The 26128-nt window shown below is 49.6% G+C and carries 18 protein-coding genes and 1 tRNA gene; 14 read left to right on the forward strand and 5 right to left on the reverse strand.

What is annotated here, in order from left to right:
• Positions 1 to 349: 349 nt before the first annotated feature.
• The 3 genes from JSS75_13360 (at position 350) to JSS75_13370 (ending at position 3132) form a co-directional block, all read left to right on the forward strand.
• Entirely contained in the window at positions 350 to 577 is a 228-nt protein-coding gene (locus tag JSS75_13360) for a helix-turn-helix transcriptional regulator (protein ID MBS1904688.1), read from the forward strand.
• Positions 578 to 770: 193 nt separating this feature from the next.
• On the forward strand, positions 771 to 1592 hold the full coding sequence (locus tag JSS75_13365) for a hypothetical protein (protein ID MBS1904689.1): 822 nt from the start codon (positions 771 to 773) through the stop codon (positions 1590 to 1592).
• A complete protein-coding gene (locus JSS75_13370; protein ID MBS1904690.1) occupies positions 1573 to 3132 on the forward strand; it encodes a transposase family protein in 1560 nt (519 codons plus the stop codon). The genes JSS75_13365 and JSS75_13370 overlap by 20 nt, the downstream gene beginning before the upstream one ends.
• Positions 3133 to 3329: 197 nt before the next feature.
• Here the strand turns inward: JSS75_13370 and JSS75_13375 are convergent, their stop codons facing one another.
• The gene (locus JSS75_13375; protein MBS1904691.1) at positions 3330 to 5030 is read right to left on the reverse strand and encodes a tetratricopeptide repeat protein; all 1701 of its coding nucleotides are present in this window, start codon (positions 5028 to 5030) and stop codon (positions 3330 to 3332) included.
• A gap of 179 nt (positions 5031 to 5209) precedes the next feature.
• On the opposite strand from JSS75_13375, the gene JSS75_13380 reads away from it, so the two are divergent.
• Positions 5210 to 11566: a T9SS type A sorting domain-containing protein gene (locus JSS75_13380; protein ID MBS1904692.1), complete on the forward strand. Its 6357-nt coding sequence runs from the start codon at positions 5210 to 5212 to the stop codon at positions 11564 to 11566.
• An 875-nt stretch (positions 11567 to 12441) separates the two neighbouring features.
• Positions 12442 to 12882 carry a hypothetical protein gene (locus JSS75_13385; protein MBS1904693.1) on the forward strand — a complete coding sequence of 147 codons (441 nt, stop codon included), beginning with the start codon at positions 12442 to 12444 and terminating at the stop codon, positions 12880 to 12882.
• A gap of 249 nt (positions 12883 to 13131) precedes the next feature.
• Here JSS75_13385 and JSS75_13390 read toward each other — a convergent pair whose 3' ends face one another.
• The gene (locus tag JSS75_13390) at positions 13132 to 13770 is read right to left on the reverse strand and encodes a hypothetical protein (GenBank protein ID MBS1904694.1); all 639 of its coding nucleotides are present in this window, start codon (positions 13768 to 13770) and stop codon (positions 13132 to 13134) included.
• 52 nt (positions 13771 to 13822) lie between these two features.
• Here JSS75_13390 and JSS75_13395 point away from each other — a divergent pair, with 52 nt between their 5' ends.
• The 7 genes from JSS75_13395 (at position 13823) to JSS75_13425 (ending at position 20562) form a co-directional block, all read left to right on the forward strand.
• Complete coding sequence (locus JSS75_13395; protein ID MBS1904695.1) at positions 13823 to 14164, forward strand: hypothetical protein; 342 nt, start codon at positions 13823 to 13825, stop codon at positions 14162 to 14164.
• Positions 14165 to 14616: 452 nt separating this feature from the next.
• Positions 14617 to 14865: a hypothetical protein gene (locus JSS75_13400; protein ID MBS1904696.1), complete on the forward strand. Its 249-nt coding sequence runs from the start codon at positions 14617 to 14619 to the stop codon at positions 14863 to 14865.
• Positions 14866 to 14876: 11 nt separating this feature from the next.
• Positions 14877 to 15110 (forward strand): hypothetical protein, encoded by a 234-nt coding sequence (locus JSS75_13405; protein MBS1904697.1) that lies wholly within the window; start codon positions 14877 to 14879, stop codon positions 15108 to 15110.
• Positions 15111 to 16206: 1096 nt separating this feature from the next.
• Entirely contained in the window at positions 16207 to 17055 is an 849-nt protein-coding gene (locus tag JSS75_13410) for a DUF1573 domain-containing protein (protein MBS1904698.1), read from the forward strand.
• Positions 17056 to 17093: 38 nt separating this feature from the next.
• Positions 17094 to 17978, forward strand: coding sequence for a hypothetical protein (locus JSS75_13415; protein ID MBS1904699.1), 885 nt, complete (start codon positions 17094 to 17096; stop codon positions 17976 to 17978).
• Between the two features lie 35 nt (positions 17979 to 18013).
• A complete protein-coding gene (locus JSS75_13420) occupies positions 18014 to 19732 on the forward strand; it encodes a hypothetical protein (GenBank protein MBS1904700.1) in 1719 nt (572 codons plus the stop codon).
• A gap of 71 nt (positions 19733 to 19803) precedes the next feature.
• Positions 19804 to 20562, forward strand: coding sequence for a hypothetical protein (locus JSS75_13425; protein ID MBS1904701.1), 759 nt, complete (start codon positions 19804 to 19806; stop codon positions 20560 to 20562).
• Positions 20563 to 20570: 8 nt separating this feature from the next.
• Here the strand turns inward: JSS75_13425 and der are convergent, their stop codons facing one another.
• Complete coding sequence (gene der / locus JSS75_13430; protein ID MBS1904702.1) at positions 20571 to 21878, reverse strand: ribosome biogenesis GTPase Der; 1308 nt, start codon at positions 21876 to 21878, stop codon at positions 20571 to 20573.
• A gap of 126 nt (positions 21879 to 22004) precedes the next feature.
• Here der and rmuC point away from each other — a divergent pair, with 126 nt between their 5' ends.
• Positions 22005 to 23357, forward strand: a complete 1353-nt coding sequence (rmuC, locus tag JSS75_13435) for a DNA recombination protein RmuC (GenBank protein ID MBS1904703.1) — start codon at positions 22005 to 22007, stop codon at positions 23355 to 23357.
• A gap of 18 nt (positions 23358 to 23375) precedes the next feature.
• Here rmuC and JSS75_13440 read toward each other — a convergent pair whose 3' ends face one another.
• Entirely contained in the window at positions 23376 to 25187 is a 1812-nt protein-coding gene (locus JSS75_13440; GenBank protein MBS1904704.1) for a hypothetical protein, read from the reverse strand.
• Positions 25188 to 25190: 3 nt separating this feature from the next.
• Positions 25191 to 25276: transfer RNA gene (locus tag JSS75_13445), tRNA-Leu, on the reverse strand.
• A gap of 129 nt (positions 25277 to 25405) precedes the next feature.
• Between JSS75_13445 and JSS75_13450 the strand changes: the two genes are divergently transcribed.
• Positions 25406 to 25945 (forward strand): dihydrofolate reductase, encoded by a 540-nt coding sequence (locus JSS75_13450; GenBank protein ID MBS1904705.1) that lies wholly within the window; start codon positions 25406 to 25408, stop codon positions 25943 to 25945.
• The last annotated feature ends 183 nt before the right edge of the window (positions 25946 to 26128 follow it).

Raw genomic sequence — 26128 nt, forward strand, 5'->3', positions numbered from 1 at the left:
GGAGTAGACAATCTTCCACCCGCTCGTAGTATCCCCCTGAGGTGTGATTTGTGAATTCGACTGTTGGCCCGGTGTCGTCTGCCCGGCAGCGGTGCTGCCGATTGCGAGGCCGACAACGAGAAATAATATGATTGTGCGTTTCATTGTCTCTGTCTTTCGTTGAAATGGGAGTCCAATCCCGTTGTACTAATAGTACCCTCGACCGTGATAAGCGGCGGGGGAAGCATCGCAGTATGTAGGGCAGAATTTACTACCCTGATTCAAACAGCAGGGGTGGTAAACTATTCCCATATATAATCCGACTCATGAGTCGTACTGCTATACTGCAAATATAGGTACGTTTGCCCCCGTGAATATAAAAAGGATCATCGGGGACAACATCAGGGGGTATCGAAATCGACTGGATTGGAGCCAGGAAAAACTTGCCGTGCGAGCAAAAATGCACAACGATTATCTTGGTCGGCTCGAACGAGGTGTACAGAATGCCAGCATTGACAGCCTTTTCAAAATCGCCAAAGCATTAGGCGTTGCTCCCTATAAATTGTGGATCGAGGATTCTTACAAGCGGGAGAAGTAATACCTCCCATACCTATTGCACATGCATTCCTGTCTTCCCGAACCATCAGTTCGGATCGAGATCCTCGATAACGGCCGCAATCATATTGGTATTCAGATAACCCGAACCAAAGGTCCAAAAAGCGCTTGTGTGAGCCACAATTTGGGCGATTCGGCACCCCCGAACCCCCAGTTTTCACTACACAACCGCTATCATGACAGCACACCAACGATCACATCAGCCGCCTCACCAACTACAACACCACCCTTCGGTCTCCTCGTTACTCTCCACGGAGATCCGCACGGCCCTGAAGAACCGCCAGAACGTCGAACTGCGAGGCCGATCCGCCGCCATCCGTGCACTCCTCGACTCCCTCATCCGTTTCGAACGAGGGACGAACATCGTCGCGCCAACCCACGCCGAAGATCATACCCTGCATATCCTGCCGAACATCACCTTCCCGGTCAGCGATAAAATGACCCCGGAGAACGTCATGCGACAAGTCCTGCAGGAGTTCGGCTGGCCGACCACCCCGAACCTGTCCCATGTACAGTTCTACTTCGGAAAGCTCCTCAAGGAGCTCCATCACGACCGGATCGTCCCGGTCTTGTTGTTCGAACATACCGAGATCCTCAGAAGGAAGGCATTCAAGATCCTCTCGATCCTCTCCGAGCATACGGTAGACCGCCGGCCTTTGGGCGTTCCCTCGATCCTCTGCATCACCGAACGGGGAACCCCGGTTTCCTCGCTCCAGACGACCTCGATCGTGATCGAGGTAACGAGCCCCCTCACTAGGGACGACATCGAGCGGATCATCGAGTCCGCCGCTGCGGGATCATACGGGATCTTCGATCCGCCGGTCATCCATGCACTCGAGCAACTCCCATCCTCGGCCCAGATCGTCACCACCGTGAAGGAGCTCCACCGCTTCGGCAGACGACTCGGACTCGAACGGATCACGAGTGAGGTCTACGATCAATGGAAGCAGGAACGAACCGTCAGCCACAGGAAGCGCTATGCCACGACGAACGATTGATCCCATCCAGATCGAGCGTATCCGTAGCGCCTATCTGGGAGCGCAGACCGTCCCCGAACGCAAACGGGTCATCGAACGAGCCTGTCGGTCGACCGGATACACCTACGGAGCCCTCATGCGGGTGTTGAACCTACACCTGCGGCCTCGCTCGCTCAGTGGGAAAGAACAAACGAGGATCGACTATTTCAATACGCTCGGGAAGCTCGTCTGGGACTATCAGATCGAACATGCCTCCAATACACGGATGGCATCCACCTCGGTAGCGATACGAGTGCTCAAGGAGGGGAAACAGCTCCCCGAGGATGTCACCTACCACCAGATCTCGGCCTCGATCCGACGTCAGCGGCTCAAGAACAAGGCGCAGAGCTATTTTACCCGATTCGAACGAACGGAACCCCTGGCCATGATCCAGATGGATTTTTCACGAAGTGTGTATCTGGAGCATTTCATCAACGACGGGGTATCGTATCTCAGGACGGCAACGGCAAAAGGAGCCAATGCGAGATCGGAGCGGGTCTGGATCGCGGTATCCGTCGATGACGCGTCGAGAGTCACCTATGCCCGGTATTACCTCGTCAAGGGGGAAAGTGCCGCATTAGCACGGCATTTCCTCTTACAGACCTGTATGCAGAAAACTCGGGTGGATACCGCTACGGGAGAGATCGAATCCCTCCCTCTACTGCAGGGGCAACCGGGGACACTCTACACCGACCGGGGGTCTGCGTTTCGCAATGCCTCGTTCCGCTCGGGGATACGCAAACTCGGGATTCGTCATGTGCTCGGTTCGACGATCCGCGATACCGAGGGGAACAAGCTATCGGGGTCGAATAAACAGGCGCGTGGGAAAGTAGAGAGAATGATCCGCTATATCAAGGAGGACTTCGAGACGGAGTTGTTCTTATCCTACAAGCGAGGGACGATCTTTACACTGAAGCAGATCAACCGGTTACTCGCACAATGGCTCATGAAGGTCAATACGTCCCGTCATCCGGAGCATGCAAGCGAGAAGCGGTGGGAGATGTTTACACCAGCATTGGAACAGGCCGTGTATCCCCCGAAGGAGGCGGAGTTGCTTTTCAGTAGCTCGGTCTGGCGGAAGGTGAACCGGCGGCAGGTACGGATCACAGACGGGGTATACTGTAAAGTCCCGGTCGAGATCAACCTTGGGACGACGATGGAGATCGTTACGATCGCGGGAAGTCACTATACGATCATCGACGGGAAGCGGGTACTGCTGGAGCCGGTGCCGCTGAGGAAGAGGCTGCATCCTCGGGCGGAGTCACCGAAGGAGTTCGAGGGTGACTATCTCGAGGGGATGGCACTGCGGCTGCGGCTCAACCGGGAGATCGAGGAGCGCACGAGGCAACAGCAGAATCTGGGGACCATGATCGAATCTCTGCCGGATGAGGTGGGTGAGTTCTTGGGAGATAGAAGATCCGTCAGCGATATTCAGCGGGTAACGACAACATTCTTACTTGCGGCAGAGGCGGTATCGGAAATTGCCCCACATTATGATGAAGAACATGTAAGTGTGAGATAATCAACCTAAGGAATAATCATGGGGGTCGTTGCTAATAATATTTATATGGCTATCCAGAGGAGTCATCATACTCTATTGTTTCATAAGACATAAGCGAGCAATTCATTCGGGTTGCACTTAGTAGACGCAAGCAAGAGAAAGAAGCAGTTAGTGTCGGAGATTCTTAATGCACCACGTTCCTGTCATTAGAGTACTGTTCAACTTAGACTAACAGGGTTCTTAGAAGCGAAGAAGGATTCCAAATATGCATGTAGTTCTGTGTCGTTTGGGATTCGCATTTTTTTTCGAATATTGGAGCGATGCCAATCGACCGTCCGTTTGGAACAGAAGAGCAGGTCTGCGATTTGCTCAGAACCAAGATTGAGTCGCACAAGACCACAGATTTTTTCTTCCGTGTCGGACAACAGAGGATATGCCCTTCGAAGTTTTTGTTGGAAGGTAGTATCGAGCATTTCTAAGGATTTTTTATCTCGGTATCGTGCATGGTGATTCGATAGATTCTTTTTGATCTTGCGTACAATCGCTTGCACGGACTTCTGTAGATCCACTGTGTCGGACGAATGGGTCAGGGCCTCAATGTGCGGGATTATCTCCTGTAAATAGCGATTCATCTCCGCAAGTTGGTCGTCGAAGACAAGCAGTTTATGTGCTTGGATACTGTTCTTAGCTTCAAGACTTTCTGATTTTCGTTGGTAGTATTGTTTGTCGGTACTTGCCATTTGCAGCGCCATTTTTGTGTCAGCGATTTGGCGTTCGTGTTTCAGTTTTTCAGCAAATAACGATTCCTTTGCTGCATCTAATAATTTGAAGTACTTAAGTGCTTCCGGGATGTCTCCAATGCCTTCATACCCTACAGAAAGGGCATAGAGGAGAGTACATCTTTCCTTGTTTTGCATGCCGTTCTCAAGCATTTGTTGTACCTGCAACAGGCAGTCTACACCTTCTTCGTATCGCTTGACATTTACTAAGTGAGACCCTTTTGCGAACAACACCATCCCCTTTGTATAGTAATCATTTGATGTTGTGGCCAATTCTACCGAAATTTCTATCTGAGACAAGGCTTCATCTGTTTTACCTTGCATCGCGAAAATATTGGCGATGTTTGCATGAGTCAAGGCTTGATAGTTGGAATGCCCCATTTGGATTTGAATATTCAGCGATCGTTCAAAGTATTCCAATGAAGTATCGAGTTCATTTTGCCTGCCATACAACTGACCAAGATTGCCTAGCGCTGCAGCCTGACGCTGTAAATTACCGAGTTCGGTACTGATATCCAGGTCGATAGTATGCGCCTCGGTGGCACTGTGGAATTCTTGTAAATCACTATAGATCCACCCAAGAGATGAATATACTTCTGCCTCCAATAATTTATCCGGCAAAGTCTCTAATAAGCGGAGCGCTGTTATGTTGAAGTCTTTTGCCCGAATATTGTCGGCGAGCAATTGGTATATACTGCCCAGATAATGATATGTCCTTGCAAGATGACTCGAAGGCTTATCCTCTTGCTGGTTCGCTAATGATATCTCCAGGCATTCAATCGCTTTTCTATATTCCCCTAATGATTTTAGGGGCTGCGACATTTCAGACAATGCTACAGCAAGACCGCAACGATCATTCAATGTTCGGTACGTATCACATATGATTTCATACGTTGCGACGGAGGCTTCGTGGTCGGAAAGTAAGTACTGTGATTTGGCAATGATTGAAAGTGCCGACAGTTTGAATGAATAATCTTTGGACTCTTGGATAAGTTGTACTGCGCTTTTACCATACTCCAGTGCCCGTACAGGATCAAGGGGAAGATGGAATTCACCTAGTTCAATGAGTGCAGATATTCGCTTTGAAGCAGATTTGACTTTCGATAGTCTTCGACGCAGGCTCTCTAGTGTTAATGCCATAGGAGATCAATGGGTGTTTTGTCTATTCCAATTCAGAACACTTCCAAATATAAAACCAGTATCCTCCCAGTAGAGAACAGGATTCAATAGAAAGTATTTTTGCCGGTGTACACAATGGCACAGCCAGCATCGCTCGTTAGTATGTGCCGGGTATATCGTCTCAACTATCACTATCGGTCATGAAAACTCGTATTGTATTTCTGCTCATTGCTTTACCACTCCTATTTTCAAATGTGGTTGCACAAAGTCAGCTACAGACAAACAACTTCCCAATTGGAGGGTTTGTCTTCGGTCTCGATCTTCAGCCAAATAGCTACATGACTCCGGCTGAGACGCAAGAACGCGACGTATTGCGCACAAGCAAACTGGTCAACAAATACTTGCTTGCGGGCTTTAATACGAATTACTTTATTGACGGTTCCGAATGGGGTAGTAGTACGCATATTGATCTTGCACATCAGATGCAATTTCGACGCCCCTTCACGAACACCTCACAGTATAACAATACGTTGCATTATTATGAAGGTCTAAAGGATAGTTGGTTCCAAACCTACTTGGGAGGAAAAGGTATTAACCCCTGCGTAGAACAACGATATTTCGTATCAACCTATCTCACGCTTGGAGCTGAGTTCGATCCATATAATCAGATAAAAACACCAAGCGAGTATGATTTTGAAACATTTGAACGACTGCTTACAAAGGCCGGCAATGGAGATGAAGCTCAAACATCTTATAAGTGGTATGAAACAGTCGTAGATAACAATGGCACCCCCCAACGGAAGTTGGTAGATCATCGAATGGGGATGCGTCAACTTAATGGTGAATGGTGGATACGTCGATCCGATGTTCAATCTGGAACAGATGCAATCACATTTAAAGAGTGGCCAACATACATTGGTGATCCTGTTCCCGATCAGCCGTTGGGTTATTATTGGCCTCGTCATGTAAGCGGACCTGATCAAAAATTGAGTAAAAAGAATCCGACAAATAAAGATGAAGCAGGCTATCCTTTCCAGATCCAGCCAACACAAGCTCAGATTAATCAGCAGTTGTCCCATGAAAGTGCGGGCCTTCCTGATGAGTGGGAATTCATAACTGACGTTAATGGCCACAAAGTTATTGCAGACCATCAATTTTCAAACGACTCACTCAGGATGTATTTTATTTACCGTCTTGATGAAAATGAGTATTTTGATGATGACGACAGGACTGAAGCACCTCTCAAGGATAATTTGTATGGGAATATTCCACTCTATACAATAAAAGTGGAGTTGACGTATATTAAAAAACTAAACACATTTCCTGTGTCGTATCAAACATTAAGTCAACAGCCGTCATGGAATGTTTCGCGAACTTTTGATTTGACGTGGGACGATTATCGATATTTCCATCAGGATAATAATTCTCCGAGCAATACACATCTGACATCCTTTGCAGGTCGTCAATATGCAATGTTTCCATGTCCTTTTCAAACACCGGAACATGAACATCCACAACCATACATGGAGATTCCGCTCACACACACTGACGGTGACGATTTATATGTAGCTAATAGCATACAAGTCCACTTGATTTCCAAGGGACATGTCGGTATCTATCCGCGTGGGTTTATTTTGCGATCAAAAATTGCAGATGAGATCGTTACAGGTTACTTAGATAATATATTGAGTAAATTAGTTCAAAACACGGTTGCCAACACTTCAGACCCTGATACACATCTTCCTCCACCGTCTCTGGCTGCGCTAACCACTGCTGGTGAAAGTATTTGGCCTTCGTACAGAGCATTAGCTTACATAGACAACATGTTTAATAACCAGCCAACAGTGGATGGGAAGAAATTTGGACGGCATTTATTATCATTTCAATCATCTCCTGTTGGGGCAAACTATCATTTTCTCAGAAGTATATTCTACGATCAGAACGGCGCTTCCTATCCTGCCCCTGTTATTGTGCAAGAGATATTCGACATGTACCAAAAAGGTCTTGTAGATAAAGTTGGCAATGATATTCGACCATTATTCCCCAGTGACGGCTTATCGGCACAAATGCGGCATTTCCAAGGAACAAGCCCATCTCTCAGCTTTCTCGATCTTGGGTTCGGTGTTGCAGGCTGGAGCAATTGGCCGCACTTGACCGACTGGCGAAGCGACATAGGCTTATTGACTTCCACTACCGATGCGAATGCGTTACCAGCCTTTAAACAGTCAGAATACTCAAAGTATGTAGATACAATGCATGCCCATCTTATGACATCCGATAGGGACCATGCAGAGGCCTCGCATGCGGCATATACTGTTAAACAAAACCTTGCAGCCGATGCAACATCCGGGACATGGTATTCTCTTCTGTCTACAATTGGTGGTGTACGACTACCTCGTCCAGATGCATTCACCTTATCAACTGTTTACAGTGCACTAACGAGTTTTACTGGGACTCCTAGTCAGAATGCTCAAAACTATATTGACAATATTTGGAATCCATTATTTGAATATCAGCAGCAATTTCGGCTATTCCACGACCCAAATCATCCCCCTCAATATCCCGGTCCATTTCGCTTTGACCAATTATATCCGGCATCAGTATTTGATCTCTATAATCCTAAATGGGGAGGTAGTGACAAATTTGTATTTTCTGCGCGTTCACCAATATCGACAGAGATTCGAGCAGAAGGGTGGAATGCGTTATGTTGGGGTGCAAAGGGTATTTTCTTTAATACATTGGGAAGCGACGGCATCGAGCAAATGGGAATCTGCGATAATCACATGAATACGGATTTTGACGGATGGGAATATCAGGATGACCACGGACAGCTCAAGAAGGCTCGCTTTGTCGATACCTATCCAACAGCTCAGGTGTGTAATGCGAATACAGATCCCAATACAAACGACATCTTAAATACATATCTGTTGCCGAGACAACCAACAAACGTGTCAAAAAGGATCAGTTATCCCTATCGTCCGATCCATTTCGCCGATGACCCCAGTGCCGACCACATATGCGATAACCCCACAACTGTATTAGCAACAAGCGATGGGATGCTATTGTCGCCTATACAATGGATCCCATCCAGTGTCCCTGAAGATAAGATTACGGACTATATGAATAAGCAGTTTACTGTAGGTTCTACAGACGTTCAACTCATGCTTAAATCCAAAGGAACCTCGAACGGAGATGAACAGATGTTTCATATTGTAGCAGAAGATGGTAGTTTGATTCGGACGGATTCACGTAACCCTAATACCAATGACACCTGGGGGGGGCACTGGAAACCCTTGTATGAATTTACATCAGAAACCCACGCCTGTCAAGGTATTCCGCTTTGTTCAAGCAGTACAGTGCCTGGGCATAAGGAATGGCTTGCTACATTCTTTGGGAATGTACTAAAAGATCCGTCTAACCCTAACGATATCGAATATCATGACCCAGATGGGTGGTTTGACTTGCTTACATGGAAGCCTCACGATGTTACCGATGCAGGCACTCAAACACTAACAATACAACCAATTCGCCATACAAATGATGACGCGCCTTCAATCGATGCTTGGATTCCAACGTATTATGGCTATAAACAAAAATGGGCAGGTGCAACTCAACTTACAAAGGATATTAATGCAATCTCCACGTACCTCACTCGTTTTCAATGGCAGCGTGCGTTTACGGCTTCCGATTTGGGGAGTTTTGATGAACTAGACAGTAAACTAAATCAAGAACCTAAGTTTCCGATCAAGTCGATAAGGACCAACCCCGTACTTCCTTACGCATATAATATCGAATTTACATCACCGCAACATACATCGTTTGAGTACCACTTTGTTAAGGATGACCAAGCTCCGTTTGATGATATTAAGAAGACCCACCTTCAACTGGCGTTGTTTAAAGATCCTGTAATCCGCGATCCATTTAGCTTCTCATTTATTTTAGCAAACCAACGTACCTGGCCTATTCAATTCAAGCCAAACACAGACCCGGACCACGATGGTATTTGGCGCGATTTCATCTTAACGCAAGATAACACTGATTATCCCAATACGGAGACGTTACTTGGCGCTGTGGATGCACGCATCTGTAGCTTCACGATTAATCCAGATGCATATACAAATGTATCTCCCGCATTCCGACATGGGGATAAAGGTATATCGATGAGACTTTTAAACTTAGGGACAAAAAAACATACAGACTTTTTCTCAAATATTGATGCATCTACCCTGACAACGGTTCCTGTCGAATTCGCCCCCGGCCAGGGTAATCTATTCCGTCTGTATCCAGTCTTCAGTTTTATGACTACAGGTCGCGGTACAAGCGCGATTGCCTATAATAATGCCGGACATCTGAGCTCAAGTGAAAATAACACGCAACAACCCTCCATTACGTATGCGACAGAAGATCGAAATGGAATAGCAGTATCATACCCACAAAAAGATACTACAGATCCGAATATTCATAAGATGCTCCAATTGGCAGATTCACAAATTGTAGTGATCGACAGTTCTGGTCTATCTCATACACCAGCAGTGTGCGTATACCCAGGCGGACCTGGGGTTGGACTCGTCTACACCCTTGATAATGCGGGACCATCGAAGGATTCAACGTATGTCATATTCCGCTATGGGCCGGGTGCTTCCCCGTTGAATTATCCGGTTTCCGATACGCTCGATCGGTACAAAACATTTTCTGAATTGAAAGCAGCTCCGGCTATTGTGCCATCAAAGAGCCAAGGGCTATCCTTTTGGGTTTCATGGCGCCACCCAACTATGGGAGCGAAAATTGCAATTGTAAATAGCCTTGGACAAATTGTTGCACAGAATTCATTTTGGGCTGCAAATAAATTTGAGACTAAGTTTATATCACTGGCTTCCCACATGCAACAGATTGACTCTGGTGTGGTTGGAATTCCAGTCGATACATGCTATATTGCCTTTGAGGAAGGACAAGGTATTTCGTCAGATATTTACTTCGTTAAAGCATTTCACAGTGATAATGTAAATCCCACGCAAATAGGAACCGTTGGGATGAAAAACATCTCAAATGGGATGCCCTACTGCGAACATCATTTCCCGTGTATCAGCGTAACTCAAAAACGACATGTATATGTTGTTTGGGAGTCAACTCCGCCAGCAGTAATGCATGACAACCTCGATAGTGGTTTATTTAGGAGGCACTACACTGTATTGCGTGATCGGCCGGTTCAAGGGAAATGGTCACAGTTTACCTCATTCTTTGGTTTCGAGAGTAATTTCTACCCAATTCCACTGCTCGATACACTAAGTGTATCCCCAGTGATAACTGCGGCGGATCCTATCCCTGGTCCACCGCAAGCAGTGGAAGGAAGTAATTCTATCTGGCAGGACGAAGTACGAATGGCATGGAACAGCCCTATTGATAATACTATACGATTAGCACATTTTGGGAATTATGGTTTGAATACCATCCCCAAGTGGCAAATCGTGCCGATGCCCGAAACATCGCTTGAACCAGCAATGGCACCTCGTACAAGATTTAATGGCGTACTTCAGCCGTTGCTATTTAGAGACGATCTTCTTATGGACGATAGTAACTCTTATGCGGTTCATTTGACGCAATACAGTTTTCCGTTAAATAACATAGTTGATACTGTCAAACGCTTTCAGACCTTGATCGTCAAACCTATATTCTGTGCTTGCCCGAGTGTCTTTGTCGCTAAGACGACAAGTGTAGACATTCGACGGTACTTGGGATTCTCAGCCTTAACATTGGATTGGCATGGCTGGGACTGGGAAGATACGATCCGCGATGGGAATGGCGGTCTGAGTGCGGGCGGATATCGATCGGATGGCACTGTATTTATGCCATTTGATACGCTTAATTTCAGTGCGCTCTTTCGGGTCGGAAGCTTTCACCAAGGTGATACGATGTATGCAATGCCATGTGTTCAATCGGTTGCGGATACACTTGGGTTCAGACTTGTGGTTCGAAAGAAGTCTACAAATGATCTCGTTTGGACATTGGACTCGGCTGAATACGCGATGGGGCAATTCCATTCATCCGTACCGTACAGTAAATCCGAGAAGCGCACTCAGGTTGTTCCCCCAGTATTTACAAACGATTCTGTATATCTCTCTCTGGAGAGTTATACAATTGGACATGGCTTTAATCAAGCAGCCCCGAATGACAATCTGGATATATCACACCAGTTGGTATATGATACAACCATCTTTGATATTCCGGCGCCCCTTGATTCGACACAGACCAGTTATAAAAAGGAGGTTCCAAGTACCAAACCATCGCTGGTAAGTATTGTGCCAATGAGTATAGATATTTACCCTAACCCGTATCGAGACTTCACTACAGTAAATATCTTTGCACCTCTGAATACATCGATGAAAGTAGCCATCTTCGATGTACTAGGTAGGGTAATACAGACTCTCTTCGACGGGGCCAACGACAAACCTATGCAGTCATTTCAAGTTGGGAACAGTGGCCTTGACGACGGGCTGTACTTTATAAGAGCCCAAGCCGGATCGCAAGTCGTTACAAAGAAACTCGAACTTCGCCGATGATAGAATCACATTCGAGATAATCACCTCCGATGCGATATACATAGGACAGAATACGTTCGGAGGCGATTATTTTGAAGGGATTGGATTGCGTCTGTGGCTCAACTGGGAGATCGAGGAGTGCACGAGACAACAGCAGAATCTCGGGGCCATGATTGAATCCCTGCCGAATAAGGTTTGCGAGTTCTTGGCTTCGAGAAGATTCGTCAGCTATATTCCGAGGGGAACTACAACACTCTTACTTGCAGCAGATGCGGTGTCGGAAATACCTTCAGGTAGTAAAGCGACGTATGTGCACATCGATAACCGAAACACCTATGATTTGTACTAGTCGATCCGGTGTCGTATATTCGTGCGCAGCAGACTGATATCCCTATTGTACTGTTACATAGAGTGCGAGCGGCTAACTCTTACCGGCCGTTCTCTGCAAGTCACGCCACAAGTGCCGTATGGGTCACTTGTGGCTTTTTTTTTGAGACCTCAAGTCATTTTACGAGCTTAGGGGTTACTCCGAGCCCCGTTGGAGAAGAAATCCAGACCAGTGAACGCCGCGTAAGGCCACGAGTCTCTTCAGTGCCGTCGACACCGAATGCTTCGGCATTACTCGATCTGAGTTCGTCGTCGCAGGGAGTGCTTGCTCCACGGATGACGCAATCGAACCCCGATGCGATTGCGTCACCTGCAACGGGCTTACTGATCTACCAAACTGATAATTCACTGGATTTTATTCTTACAACGGAAGCCAGTGGGCATATCTCGTCCTATCGAGTGGTGGGCTCGGAGCCATCGTCTTCAGACGCAAAACCGCAACACAGTCGATAACGGTCAATACCCTTGCACTTGCCTCAGTAAGTTCGACAGTAAGCGATAACAATCTCGTGTTTACTGTCGGTGCGAATGAGACATGGGAGTTTGAAATTGTCGGATACTTGAGTATTTCGAGCAACGGCATACTCGGTGCCAGCGTGACAACATCTGGAGGAATCAATCTCTCAAGTGCCGTTTCGGATGCAGGATTTATTTTTGAGAACCTAAACGTCAGTGCGCTTGGTGTGCTTGGAGTTGGAATGGAAGGCGCTCGTACGCAGGATGCAAGTGCGGTAGGCGACCATGTAAATACTACCGTCAATCTCAATATTTCCGTGTTGGGTGCTCAGGTGTCGAACACATTTGTGAAAATGAAGGGATTTGTTCATGTAGGTTCGTCAGCGACGACGGTTACCGCCCGCTGGCAGCAAGTCATTGGAGCTGGTCTCGGCTCGTCAGTGACCCTCAATATTCAACCGAACTCGTATCTTAAAGCAACAAGAGTAGAGTAACGGGCTTCCTCATTGTTGCACCATTAGCCCTGCGAGCATAGTAATCGTCAAGAAGAGCGCACATTGAACCCTCCATACAAGAACACCAAATTAGTGCTTGATTTAGCAATACCATATTTCGCTCAGTGGCGAATTAGACTGTCTCTGAAAGAGCACAGTTACAATTTCTGATCGTTCCTCTCTATTACATTTGGGATGTGTTTACCCTTCGCCTTCGGAAGATTTTTTGAATTTGGTCCCAGTGCTTGATTAGTTTTCTTCGACGATAAGCAGCTTTCGAAAAATCTCTTCAACTTGCGACTTGATGGAGGTTGCATCCTCGTCAAATATTCGCTGGGCTTCAATCCAGAAATCCAACTTCTCTTTCGGGTGGAGATCGGCCTCTTTTGAAAGTTTCCGTTTAAGAATGGCACTATAGAGCTTCTTGTTCAGCTCATCTGAATGTTCGCAGATGGTTTGTGGTAGAAAAATGCGATGTGTGAAGAAGTATTGACGGAACTCGTTAAATACTTTCGCGAAGTCTTCTACTTGTTTGGCTAATGTTTCATTTTGGCTCCCGGGGCTGACGGCGTCAGCCGCATAACTGAACGCAATCGCAAGTCGGGAGTAGAACTCTGCAATGATCGCGATCTGTTGTCTTTTTACTTCTGATAACAGAATCTCACGATCTTTGCCAAGACGTTGTAACTCTGCCTTAAGCCGCTCAAGCTCTTCATCGGCAGATACTTTGAGTCTATGCCTGTATTCTTCGACTCCTCGGTCGGATGCCGCCTGAATTAGTGTCTCAATATATTTCTTGCCAGCAAATTGATATATTACCCATAGGACCAGAAGGACGACAGCAGTTGTAATTGAAATCTGCATCGGGGTGCCAGTGATCTCAAACATTGCAATGTATGTGATAGTAGAACCAATCTAACACGGAGGGGCGTGAAAAAAGATGCCACGCTTTGGCGAGCGTGGCATCAAAATTACTGGTTCCCCGCGTACGTCTTTCCGTGAGCACGTCGGCAATTCACCAAACTTAGGATTACTGATGAATGATTTCATTGCACCAGCCAGCCCACGCCATGTTCCCGTGTTTGTTGTCATGCGCAACGGCGAGGAAATCTTTGCCTTATTCGCGGATGGTTCGACAAGAGGAGGTGAACGGCTATTCCAGCAACAGGACTACATGATTAACTTCTTGCCTTCGTTGAGGTCTTCTTCTGTGAATGCAATCATGCCACCTTCGCTGAACACAAACCAACCCTCGGTAGGCTTAGCGACTGCTACCATGTGATACTAATAATAATTTGTTTAATGAAACGGGTACACTGATCGACTGCATCTATTACAAGAAGTTTGCATACAAGGAAGTAGAATTGAATCGTAGCCTGAGGTCACGCATGTGATTTGTACGGCCCGAGGCAGAGGATCAGGGAGCTGATTCGCCACGGGGTGATACAGTTCTGTTCATAATGGACCATTTTCTCCCTGACCTCTGCTCTGGTTGCAATTGGTGCCGTTGCTAATCTCTACGAACATACGTCATTTCTGTCCTGATTGTGCAAGATATTTATGCATTCCTCATTATTTCAATAGTATAGTATCGTTAGCAGTATCATTTATAATCAGTTACGGTCTGACAATTTCTCCTATTTCGCACGAACGGACAGCGACACACCTTGTTGTGTGTGTCAGAAGTTGCAAACAGGCTAACGCCATTAAATTAACGATTTAGAAGGACAACACATGACACTGAACATTCAAATTTCGACCCCGGTCATCCCGAACGATTCGATGAAAGCAACACTCACCGAATGCATCGTTTCCCTCTTTCCTGAAGATACGGTGAAGGTATCATTCCATACATCCGGTTTCGACTCCTACGGCCAGAATAGCTTCGATGTTCTTGCGATGGATGCTGCCCGTCATGAACTCACCGACGTTCGGAACAGCGTCATGGTTGCCCTCTTCACGAAGATGTTTCAGAACAACTAATACGATCCCCGATGAGAAACTACTGGAGCAAACAAATCGCCTACGGAATCCGAACCTTGAAGATTGCAGGGCGCATCCTTGAGAAGGAGAAACTCAGCCTCAAGCGCAAGCGCACAGTCGAAGCTATTATCTGCTCGACGCTTGAAACGCTTCGCTGGATGCATGACGGATCGAAGAGAGCCGTCCGAGACGAACTCAGGAAACATGGTCTGGTTCACCTCCTCGATACCTACCGCCAACTGTAAAAAGCCCGCAGAACTCTGCGGGCTTTTTCATACCACCACGGGACAAGCACACGACCCCCGGCTTCATGGCCGGGGGTTGTCGTTTATGATCAACAACATTGAATAAGCCTCCCTAAGAATAGGTTGTCAGATTAGTAATAGCGCCGTAACACGTTTGTTTTATATTCGTTGGAGATCTTTGCCTGTTGAACGGAGCCGGATTATTTTCACTTGGAAGTACATTCCATGCATTATTTGAAGCATTAGCTTGGGATGCGATAGCCATCGGTCGGATTAAATCGGATAATCCGGTATATGAATCGCGCAAATAAAGGACTTAGTCGCGCACTTTTACATTGTCTTTGCTTACGCTGAAGTCAAGATACCGCCAGTATCTTCAAGCCGGCGCAAGCAAGGAAAAACAGTTGCCCCTCCTTTACAAGGAGGGGGTGGGGTGGTTGCCTCGGGCGGTGCGAATCTTTCAGAAAGCAAGAACAGGCCGACAGCGGAGACGCGCATATGCGCGTCTCTACAATAAGCCCAGGTGCTCGGAATATTAATTCGTTCATAGGCACCTTGACACTGGCTCTTGAATGACGTATCTTGTCCTTGAAGTGACGGGCACCAGATGTCACTGATTCAAAATGTACATTGAAATGCAGATCACACACACCTATATCCCAAGACACCATAGTTCCGGACGAGGTACTCAGATGGGTTTGTGTGTGCACAATTATGTTGTTGATGGTCTATGTACTTACAGACCGAATCCCCCAAATTGGCACCTCACTGGTGACTGTGCGATGGGCCGTGGTGTAACCTTGGGTGTCTGCACTCGTTTCATGTGATGAAGGGCTGCCCTCTGGGGTGGAGGCCGAACGGGTGTTCATGGCTCAGTTTGAAACGGTGTAAGGAGCTGTCATTCTGAGTAAAGCAAAGAAACCCTGCGGCGGAGCCTCACAGGGATTCCTCAAGGGATTCTTCGCTTCGCTCAGAATGACGTCTGTGTAAAGCGTTCAAACTCTGCTACGACCGAAAGGGCTGTGGGTGAACCTTTTTCGGCCTGTGGATATTTACACTGAGTACCCAAAAAATCACATTGAACTCGCTGAAAACTATGAATCGTACACGTACTCTCATTACCTCCGCCATTGTCGGAGTTGCCGGTCTGTTGACTATCATTCTTGCATCGGGTAGTGTTACTATTTCTCCGGCATTCGCGTCGTTCTTCGCGCCGGTCGATACGGCCAAAGGCCCCAAGATCGAGGTCAACGAGATCGACCATGACTTCGGGAAGGTCGAACAGCAGACGAACGCCGAAACAAACTTTACGATCACGAACCGCGGTACCGATACGCTACAAATCATGAGCGCGAATCCGTCGTGCGGTTGTACGGCAGCGGTGCTTGGCGACAAGAAGCTCGCTCCGGGTAAGTCGACGGCGTTAAAGGTCACGTTCGACCCGCATAACAAGGCTGAGGGTCCGTTCACGAAGGTGATCACGATCGTCTCGAACTCGGTGGTCGAGCCGCAGAAGCAGATCCGCATTCATGGCATGATCTATCGCTCCAAGTTGGCCCATAAAGAGTCGATGCACCTCGACGGTGTGTTCCAGGGCAATTGCGCAACCTGCCATGTCGATAAAGGCAAAGGCGAGCTTGGTGCAAAACTCTACGAAGCCGATTGTGCGATTTGCCACGGCTCGAAGTCGGACAACAAGCCGGGTCCGGATATTACGGCAGACGAGATGATGAACCATACGCCGGAACAATGGAAGACAGTGATCGCCAACGGCCGTGCGAACACGAACATGCCGGCATTCCACACGAAGAATAAAGGCCCGCTCAACGACGAAGAGATCGCTTCGCTCGTCGACTACATGGGTGCGTTCAAAAAGAACTTGATGCGCGAGCGTTCGATGAAGAGCAGCTCGACCGGCGCTTCAACCAACACCCCGAAGCACTAAGCAGATCGTTTCATTGCTGAAGCTTCCGGGTGCACACTGTGCCCGGAAGCTTCGTCGTTTTTGCCGCTCAACTGGTTCGTCTATCATTCATCATCGCCCTCTTCCTTGGCGCCCGGCAGATATGCTCGGCCCAGGTGCTGCATTTGGAATCCGCCGAATCCAGAGGGCTCGGATCGTCGTCGATCACCTATGCATCATCGGCCGCCCTAACGCTGAACCCCGCACTCGCGGCCGGTGACGGAACGCACGATATCGAAGTAGGGATAGCACTGACGCCGAACGAGCAAGGACTAAGCGACGCATACACGGCGGCGGTAGAAGGAGTCTATACTGCACGCCCCATCGGACTGTCGTTTTCCGTCGGAGCATCTCGGTTGGCATATTCCACCGTCTATTCCGATGTCGATGCGATCGCCGGTCTCGCGAAACGGTTCGATCTGGCCCAAGGACGTAGTGCCGCGATCGGAGCCAGGTTCCGATACGAGTCGCTGACAACAACGCCAGACTATGCTCCCGTGAAGTTCTATCTTCTCGATCTGGGCTTTACGTTCGGGATTTCCTCGGAATTCTCGGTCGCTGCAACGGCACTCAACCTCTTCGGAAGCGGGACACGCGACGGGGCCGGAACGGTCGAGGAACGCCCCGTCGATCTACTCTTTGGAGCCGGATATCGGCCAAGCGACACACCGATCACCCTCAGCGCGACGCTCGAATCGGAGGAGTCGTTCGGAACGACGGTTCATCTCGGGATATCGTATGCGTTAGTCGATGCACTATCACTGAGCGCAGCAACGACAACCAACTCCGGGACGATCAGCGTCGGAGCCCATTTCAAATACGATCCTGCATTGATCGACCTCGGTGTTCGCTTCGACCATGCATTCGGATCGATCCTCACGTTCGGTCTGACCGGGCAATGGTAACCACTATCTCCATATTGGTCTGCATTACCGTCTGTATGAGCAGCACGGCAATCGCGCAAGTGATCGATACAACAGACGATGGAAGCAGGCTCATTGAGCTAATCGACCGTCTCGACGATGTCCCCGATCCAGATGCTATCGCATCCCGCGGTCAGGAGTTGATGGATGAACATCGAACATTCGAGCAAGGAGGGCCGAGTCGGGTCACAGTTCATACACAGATGCAACTCAATCCGGCACTGGCCGACAGCAGTGAGTATGTTCGCCACTACTACCGCGGCTCCCCGATCAAGACATCTTCCAGTATCGTCGCGAGAACGGCTGATGTCGAATTGTCACTTGTCGAAGCAAAGGACCCGGGCGAACCACTGTATTTTGATCATCTCGTCGGCTCACTATCGATCCGAAAACCGATCGATGCGGGTCCATTTAGCGTCGAACATTTCATCATCGGCAGTTACGGATTGAACTACGGCGAGGGACTTGTATTCGGGAAAGGGTATCCGATCTTTCCCTCGGTATCGAATATTTCGGTACGTCGATCCGCAGCAACCATCACGCCGTATCGTTCGACGAGTTCGTACCGGTATTTCAATGGTGCAGCAACAACCGTAGAAGCAGGTTCATTCTCAATCGATGGATTCTATAGCGATCGAAGTATCGATGCGACGATCGATTCGGGAAGTATCGCATACGTCAGTACGTCAGGCTATCATCGAACAACAACCGAATTAGATAGGATGGGAACGACGCAACAAACCGTAGCAGGAGGAGCGCTACGATGGCATTCGCCCGAGGATGTATCGCTTCATCTCCAGCTTGGAATCGTGGGCTGCGACACGCGGTACGATCTTCCGTTGACGGTCGATACAACTTCCCCGCAGTTCGGCCATGACAATACAAGAGTCCTCTCCGCCTTTTGTACAGTCCATGACAGCATATTCTACCTCAGTACGGAGATCGGCGCGTCGTTCGTACCGTCGAGAACGACAACTTCGTTCGCCTTGAGTAGTACGATCCGGCTCGCCAGCCCCTTACTTCTATCGGCCAACGTGCACATCATCCCGCCGGAATACTACTCGCCGTTTCTAGGTACGTTCGGCGCAGCAAGCGATAACGATCTGCATGAACGAGGCTGCTACCTCGGAGTATCGTATGCTATGTCAAATGTTCTTCAATTGAGGGCGTACTCAACCCTCTCGTTCGAGCACATCGGATCGCCGGACGTCGGAGCAACGACGCGTTCCGTGGAATCGGCTCTTGGCCTACTCTATGACAACAGCAAACGATCGGTCGATGCCCGGATCCGTTACTCCGTAGCTACCGAAACTCCACGCACCTTCAGCGATGGACGGATTCGATACGAAGAACGGCTATCGGGCACAGTGCTGCTTACGCTCCTCGGGCGTATCCGTTCACTCAGCATTGATGGTGAACGAACAGTTGCATATACAGCCGGTATCGGTGCTACGCTTCGCCCGATGCACGTGCTTTCGTGTTCGGCGTTTATCGAACCATACACCGTTCCAACATTCGATGTGCGATTGTACAGTATCGAGCCGGAGATCGGTGACATATTGCCGTTCGTTCCACTGTATGGCAGCGGCACCAGAGTCAAGTTTGTAGCTGCGCTGAACCTCGACGATCGAATTCACGTCGAGGCAAGTTTCGGTCAATCGGTCTTTTCCTATCCGGCCAATACACCGACTCGTCGTACAACGACGATCGCATGCTCGGCCACCGCCCGGCTTTGAATCCGGCACTTCTGCCCGAACGCTTTGGCAGATGCCAACTGTTACTTGCAAGTTATACATCAGAACACCCGATGACTTCATACCGCAACAGCACCATACTGCTCATACTGCTTCTGGCCTCGATCAGCGCCTCGGCTCAACCGATGTCCCCGGTTCCACCGCCGCGCGAGCCGATGTATCATGGTGCCCCGCCCATTCCTCCGTTCGCGTTCAATTTGTCAGAAATGAAGTTCGGTGCGCAAGGTATTGGCGTTCAGTCGTGCATGTACGTACAGATCACAAATACGGCCGCCGTACCACAAGTCATCAAGAAATTATATGTCGTCGACGGTAAGGATTACTCAATCCCATCGCCGTCACAGCAAATGCTGCCAATCACTGTTCCGCAGACGAGCAACGTCACGATCAGTGTCTGTTTTAAGCCGACAACACCTGGAGATCATAACACGAACCTCACGATGGTGACCGATAGAGACTCGATCGTCCTACCGATTCAGGGAAAGGGCCTTAAAGCGGAGGATCTTGCAAAGATGCCGAAAGTGGGGTTGACCATCGAAGAACCGAAGAAGCACTCGAAGCAATGGGTGTTCCGACTTCGTCTCCTTGCGCAGTCCCGCGTGACCATGCAGGTCTTCGATGCGCTTGGAATGTTGGTCCAAACGTATTCGATGAACGATATCAAACAGGAAGGCGTCTTCGAACAGACTTTTGAAGGACTTGATAAAGGCCGCTTGCCGCTCCCGTCAGGAACGTATTATGTTCGTTGTGTCGTGGACGAAGTAGCACGCAACAATCCGCAGATCTATACAAAGACCATCACCATCAAGTAATCCTGTAGCTACTTCCGACGGAAGATTAGCGAGACGGGCACGCCCGAAAACCCGTAATGTTCGCGAAGCTGTCGCTCGACAAAACGTTTGTAGCTTTCAGGAATCAGATCGGGAAAATTCGAGAACAGCGCAAAGACCGGCGGTTCCGTTTTTACTTGCGTAATATAATTGATACGAAGATCGTGCCCCTGTACTGCAGGCGGCGGCGTTCGTTCAATATCCGCCAACAAATCTGTGTTCAGCGCCGAAGTACCGATACGCTTCTTCCGATCTTCATACACTTTGAGCGCTAACTCCAGTGGTTTTGTGTGACGTTGATGCGTCACGGCGCTGATAAAGACGACAGGGACGAAGTCCGCAGTCTTCAGCATTTCGTGGACCGACTTCTCAAATTGTGCAGCCGTGTTCGTCTCCTTTTCGACAAGATCCCATTTATTCACGACAAGAATGACTCCCTTGCGAGCATCGATCACGTCGTTGAGAATACGCGCATCCTGCTTCGTGACACCCTGTGTCGCGTCGACAAGCACGAGCGCGACGTCGCATTCTTCGATCGCTTTCATTGTACGTACGATCGAATAGAGCTCGAGAGCATCGTCGACATACTTCTTGCGTCGGATACCTGCCGTGTCGATTAACGTAATCGACTGCCCATAATACGTGTACGTCGTATGGATCGAATCTCGTGTCGTACCGGCAATCGGCGTAACGATCGCACGTTCTTCGCCGATGAGTGCATTCAGATAGCTGGACTTCCCGACATTCGGCTTCCCGACAATCGCCAGTTTCATATTAGCCGATTCCGTCTCCGCTTCTTGTGGGGGAAGCAGTTTCAGTAACTCGTCAAGGAAATCGCCGACACCGCGGCCATTGATGGCACTCGACGTATACGGTTCGCCCAGTCCGAGTTCGTAAAATTCCGTACGGAAACTTTCTCGTTCGGCATTATCGGCCTTGTTCGTGATGAGCATTACGGGTTTGCCCGAACGACGGAGAATATTGGCAACTTCGGAATCGAGCGGGTGTACGCCGGCCGTCACATCGACCACGAAGAGAATGACAGCCGCCTCCGTGATGGCGATCTCGGCCTGCTTGCGGATGCCGCGTTCAAAAATGTCTTCTGACTCCGGCACAATACCACCGGTATCGACGATCAAAAAATCTCGTCCGGCCCAATCGGCTTTGGAGTAGATGCGGTCGCGCGTCACGCCGGAAATGGATTCCGTAATAGCGCGGCGTTCGCCGACAAGGCGGTTAAAGAGCGTCGATTTGCCCACATTTGGGCGTCCGACGATCGCGACTAAGGGTAGCGGCATCGTTCGTTTTGTCTCGTGAGCCTGTAGAACGCCGAAATCAGGCTTCCGATTACCACGAATGTTCTCCCCTACCCCAATTGTTCTGAACGTATATTATCATAGAAGTTCAGGAGCACCACCGACCACATGATCATTCTGTACATACTCCTTGGCGTCGCATTAGGGTTGGCCATTGGCTATTTCGCGTTTCAATCGAAAGAAACTGGCGATGTCACTGCCGCACTTCGCGATACCGAGACAAAGCTCGCCCAAGCCCAAGGTCAACTCGCGGAATCGGAGAAGATGCGTGCCGTCGCCGCCGATCGTCTGCAGCAACTCGAACGCGACCGCACCGAATTGCGAACGGAACTGGAGCATGAACGCGGACAACTGCGTACCCATGCAGCAGACATTGCTCGACTGCAAGAAACGCTTCGTGCCAGCGAGGATAGCTTTCAAAAACTCGAGCAATCGAGCGAGCAAATGCGGGATCAGTTACGCTCTCAATTCGAGAACCTCGCCAATCGCATCCTCGAAGAGAAGACCGACAAGTTTACCAAGCTCAATCAATCGCAGCTCGAAACAATCCTCAACCCGCTGCAATCGAAGCTTAAGGAGTTCGAGGCCAAAGTTGACCAGACCTATCGCATCGAAGCGGCCGAACGCAACTCACTTAAAGGTGAGATCCTGAAGCTTACCGAACTCAACAAGCAGATCAGCGACGAAGCAGCGAACTTGACGCGAGCACTCAAAGGCGATACGAAGAAGCAAGGCAACTGGGGTGAGCTGATTCTTGAGAAGGTGCTGGAGTATTCCGGGCTTCGCAAGGACGAGGAGTACGTGCTGCAAGAGAGTCATACCTCCGACGATGGCCGCAGGCAACAGCCCGATGTGATCGTCAAACTACCCGAAGGCAAGCACATCATCATCGACTCGAAGGTCTCGCTCATCGCATACGATCGCTTCGTCGCCGCCGAAACCGACACCGACCGCGACAGTGCGATCGCCGAGCACGTCGCATCGGTGCGCTCACATATCAAAGGCTTATCGGAAAAGAACTACCCTGGCCTTGGCTCGCTCAACGCCCCAGACTTCACGCTGCTGTTCATGCCGATAGAATCCTCCTTCGGCCTTGCAGTGCAGGCAGATGCCGACTTGTTCACCTATGCCTGGGAGCGCAAGATTGTGATCGTCAGTCCGTCAACGCTGCTCGCAACGCTTCGCACGATCGCTTCAATTTGGAAGCAAGAGCGACAAACGAAGAACGCGCTCGATATCGCAGACCAGGCCGGCAAGATGTACGACAAGCTCGTCGGTTTCGTCGAAGACCTCATCGCCGTCGGTAAGAAGATGGACGATGCAAAGAAGAGCTACACCGACGCAATGGGCAAACTCCACAGCGGCACCGGCAACCTCGTCCGCCGCGCAGAACAAATGAAAGAGCTCGGCATCAAAGCCTCGAAGCAACTTCCGCCGTCGCTGCTGGACCGAGCGGAGTAAGTTGGTGAGATCGAGGGACTATCGAACCAACACCTGCTTTTTGACGCGCATGGTCTCACCCATCGATACTTCGATCAAGTAAACACCGTCGGCGATCTGACCAGTGTTGACCTCCGCTACAGTCTCGCCGGCAGACGCATCGACCTCTGACGTTGCTACGATCGCACCAAGAATATTGCGAAGCCGAATGCTGCAATGACCACTCTTCGGACTGACGAACGAGACTCGCACATTTGAACCGTCAGGTATAACCGAAATGCTCATATCGCCGTCTTCGATCGTTGGGTGCTCATGCACCGCTGCCGGTGGTACCTTCTTCGAACCGTAGATCACGCCGACCAGACCATGGTAGTCACCACTCGCAACTTCCGCGTTGCTCACGAACGACGGAACACTAAAAATGATATCGCTCAGGCCATCTTGGTTCGCATCCAAGCTGCTGACTCCCCAAATAGCTCGTGAGTTGCCGATGCCAAGATACATATCTACCTTGTCATCAAGCGCCGTACCCATCTCGTAGACGAACGCAAGCGAGGCGGCATTGCCGAGACTGGCATCGACGAACAGCGCGTGATTCCCCGTCCCATTGATGTCACCGACATCGACGTATTGCTGTGGGAAATCGGCAGGGCCGAAGAGAAAGTCGTCGTAGTAACCGGGTGGGTGCAGTTCAAAGTCTGAGCTATCGAGATAGATACGATGCTTCCCAAAGTCTTTCCCTCCTCGGAAGAAGTAGATCGACGGCGTTCCGGGACGACTCTTACGTTGCAGCGCCGCAAGCAGATCAACGCTGTGATCGCTGCTGTCACGCGGAAATGCGACTGCCGTATGGACTCCGTCGAAATAGAACGGTACGTATCGAACCCCATACGCGGAGTCCTCCAAATCCGGATTCTGCCATCTGGTGAACACTGTATCTTCTCGCAACGCCCGTGCGAAGCCTGCGAGGGAAAAGTGTCCATCATTCGCGTAGAAAAACGCGTTGCCTGCACGGTTGAAAGCTATGTAGTCGTCTCGTCCCGTGCCTCGATAATCGGCTTGGACACCCCAGAACCCTTCCCCCTCTTCCAAAGCAGTGACAGCATCCACGACGCAGAATGAATCCACGTACTTATACTTATACGGATCTTTCATCGCACTGTCAACTATCCACGGACTACCATGAATGATGCCAAGGTAGACGGAGTCATGTGATGATGTATGAGTCCCGGTAAGCCTCACTCCGATCACAATATCATCTAAAGAGTCCGTTGAAAAATGACCGATGTAGGGAGTTAACATCCTGTCCGGCGCATAGACCATCGAGTCCCGAACAATTGCGTGAGTAAACCCAAGAGTAATCACCCGACTCGTATCATACTCCCCAACTGAGTCGGCGAGATAGAGAAAGATGGATTGACCACCAAGCACAACGGCATCCGTCAGCGTTCGTGAACGGAAATGCCCAAATTGTAAGAAGTCAACTCCGTTGAAATCCAGCCGCTCCGTGCGATGGGAGAGCTTGTGCATGTTTAGCTTCCCAACGATATCAACTGCATCGGCGAAGATCGGATCGAGGAGCTTTACGGTATCAGGTGGCGGGTTCATTCCCCCGATCAACAGTCGACGAGGCGATCCGCTGCGGCCCTCTGGAATACCCATCAAGATACGCCCAAGCATCTGGCCGGGGTTGCTCGTATAGAGTGTGTCGATCTCTTTTGGGTTACCGAGCCTCGGTTGGTAGCACTCTGCATCGAAGGCTGGAGATTGAACTTGTGCATGAGTCGGCATAGCCGAGATCGTACCCAGCAGCAACAATACGCAGACTCGGAGGAGATGACGATGGCTCATGCGTACCGATGGCCGGACTCGAACCGGCACGTCCTTTACAGGACAACGGATTTTAAGTCCGTTGCGTCTACCTATTCCGCCACATCGGCGCCTGCTGCTTGCGTAGGCGTCAGTCTAACCGACCTGCGTAGGGGGGCGTTCCCCCACCTACTGCACATACGTGCAACTTTCGATCACGAATTCGTAGAGCACTTATCGTAGCGCAACTAAACACTATCATGGCGTCACCACGCAACACCATTCTCTATATTGCCGCCAGCCTTGATGGCTTCATCGCCCCGCCAGATGATAGTCTTGATTGGCTTTCCGCCGTCGCCCGCGAGGGCGAGGACTACGGATACTTCTCGTTCTACGAAACGGTGGACACGCTCATCGTCGGCCGACGAACGTATGATATCGCCTCGCGCTTCGAGGGCGGCTTCCCCCATGCGAAGAAGGAGTGCTACGTCATTACGTCCAAGCCGCAGCCCGCACAGGGGTCGGTACAGTTCTATTCCGGCGATCTTCGGGCGCTCGTTGCTTCGCTGAAGTCGCACGAAGGCGGGACGATCTTCATCGACGGCGGTGCAGGCGTGGTGAACTCCATGCTCAAAGACGATCTCATCGATGAGTTCGTGATCTCGACGATACCGGTGCTGCTCGGCAGCGGCATACGGCTCTTCGGCGAAGATAATCCGAAGTTGCCGTTGCGACTGGTCTCGAGCAAGGCGTACGAGTCGGGGTTGGTACAATCACGGTATCAACGTGTAAGAGGATGAATTACCCTATGTCATTGCGAGGAAGCCGCATTGGCGGCGACGAAGCAATCTGAGAACTTAATTGGGAGACCAACCTCGAGTGTTTAGATTGCTTCGTCGTTGCTGCGCAACTCCTCGCAATGACATTGGTAGTATGACGGCATAATATGGACGCTACGGAACAACAGTTTGTTCTACCTTTTG

It is taken from the genome of Bacteroidota bacterium, assembly GCA_018266755.1.
In the GTDB taxonomy this organism is placed as follows: domain Bacteria; phylum Bacteroidota; class Ignavibacteria; order Palsa-1295; family Palsa-1295; genus JAFDZW01.

Excerpts from the sequence above, each read along its gene's own strand:
- JSS75_13365 (MBS1904689.1), top strand. The coding sequence starts at position 771 with ATGACAGCACACCAACGATCACATCAGCCGCCTCACCAACTACAACAC.
- der (MBS1904702.1), bottom strand. The coding sequence starts at position 21,878 with ATGCCGCTACCCTTAGTCGCGATCGTCGGACGCCCAAATGTGGGCAAA.
- JSS75_13400 (MBS1904696.1), top strand. The coding sequence starts at position 14,617 with ATGACACTGAACATTCAAATTTCGACCCCGGTCATCCCGAACGATTCG.
- JSS75_13440 (MBS1904704.1), bottom strand. The coding sequence starts at position 25,187 with ATGAGCCATCGTCATCTCCTCCGAGTCTGCGTATTGTTGCTGCTGGGT.
- JSS75_13410 (MBS1904698.1), top strand. The coding sequence starts at position 16,207 with ATGAATCGTACACGTACTCTCATTACCTCCGCCATTGTCGGAGTTGCC.
- rmuC (MBS1904703.1), top strand. The coding sequence starts at position 22,005 with ATGATCATTCTGTACATACTCCTTGGCGTCGCATTAGGGTTGGCCATT.
- JSS75_13390 (MBS1904694.1), bottom strand. The coding sequence starts at position 13,770 with ATGTTTGAGATCACTGGCACCCCGATGCAGATTTCAATTACAACTGCT.
- JSS75_13380 (MBS1904692.1), top strand. The coding sequence starts at position 5,210 with ATGAAAACTCGTATTGTATTTCTGCTCATTGCTTTACCACTCCTATTT.
- JSS75_13405 (MBS1904697.1), top strand. The coding sequence starts at position 14,877 with ATGAGAAACTACTGGAGCAAACAAATCGCCTACGGAATCCGAACCTTG.
- JSS75_13450 (MBS1904705.1), top strand. The coding sequence starts at position 25,406 with ATGGCGTCACCACGCAACACCATTCTCTATATTGCCGCCAGCCTTGAT.
- JSS75_13425 (MBS1904701.1), top strand. The coding sequence starts at position 19,804 with ATGACTTCATACCGCAACAGCACCATACTGCTCATACTGCTTCTGGCC.
- JSS75_13395 (MBS1904695.1), top strand. The coding sequence starts at position 13,823 with ATGCCACGCTTTGGCGAGCGTGGCATCAAAATTACTGGTTCCCCGCGT.
- JSS75_13420 (MBS1904700.1), top strand. The coding sequence starts at position 18,014 with ATGAGCAGCACGGCAATCGCGCAAGTGATCGATACAACAGACGATGGA.
- JSS75_13370 (MBS1904690.1), top strand. The coding sequence starts at position 1,573 with ATGCCACGACGAACGATTGATCCCATCCAGATCGAGCGTATCCGTAGC.
- JSS75_13375 (MBS1904691.1), bottom strand. The coding sequence starts at position 5,030 with ATGGCATTAACACTAGAGAGCCTGCGTCGAAGACTATCGAAAGTCAAA.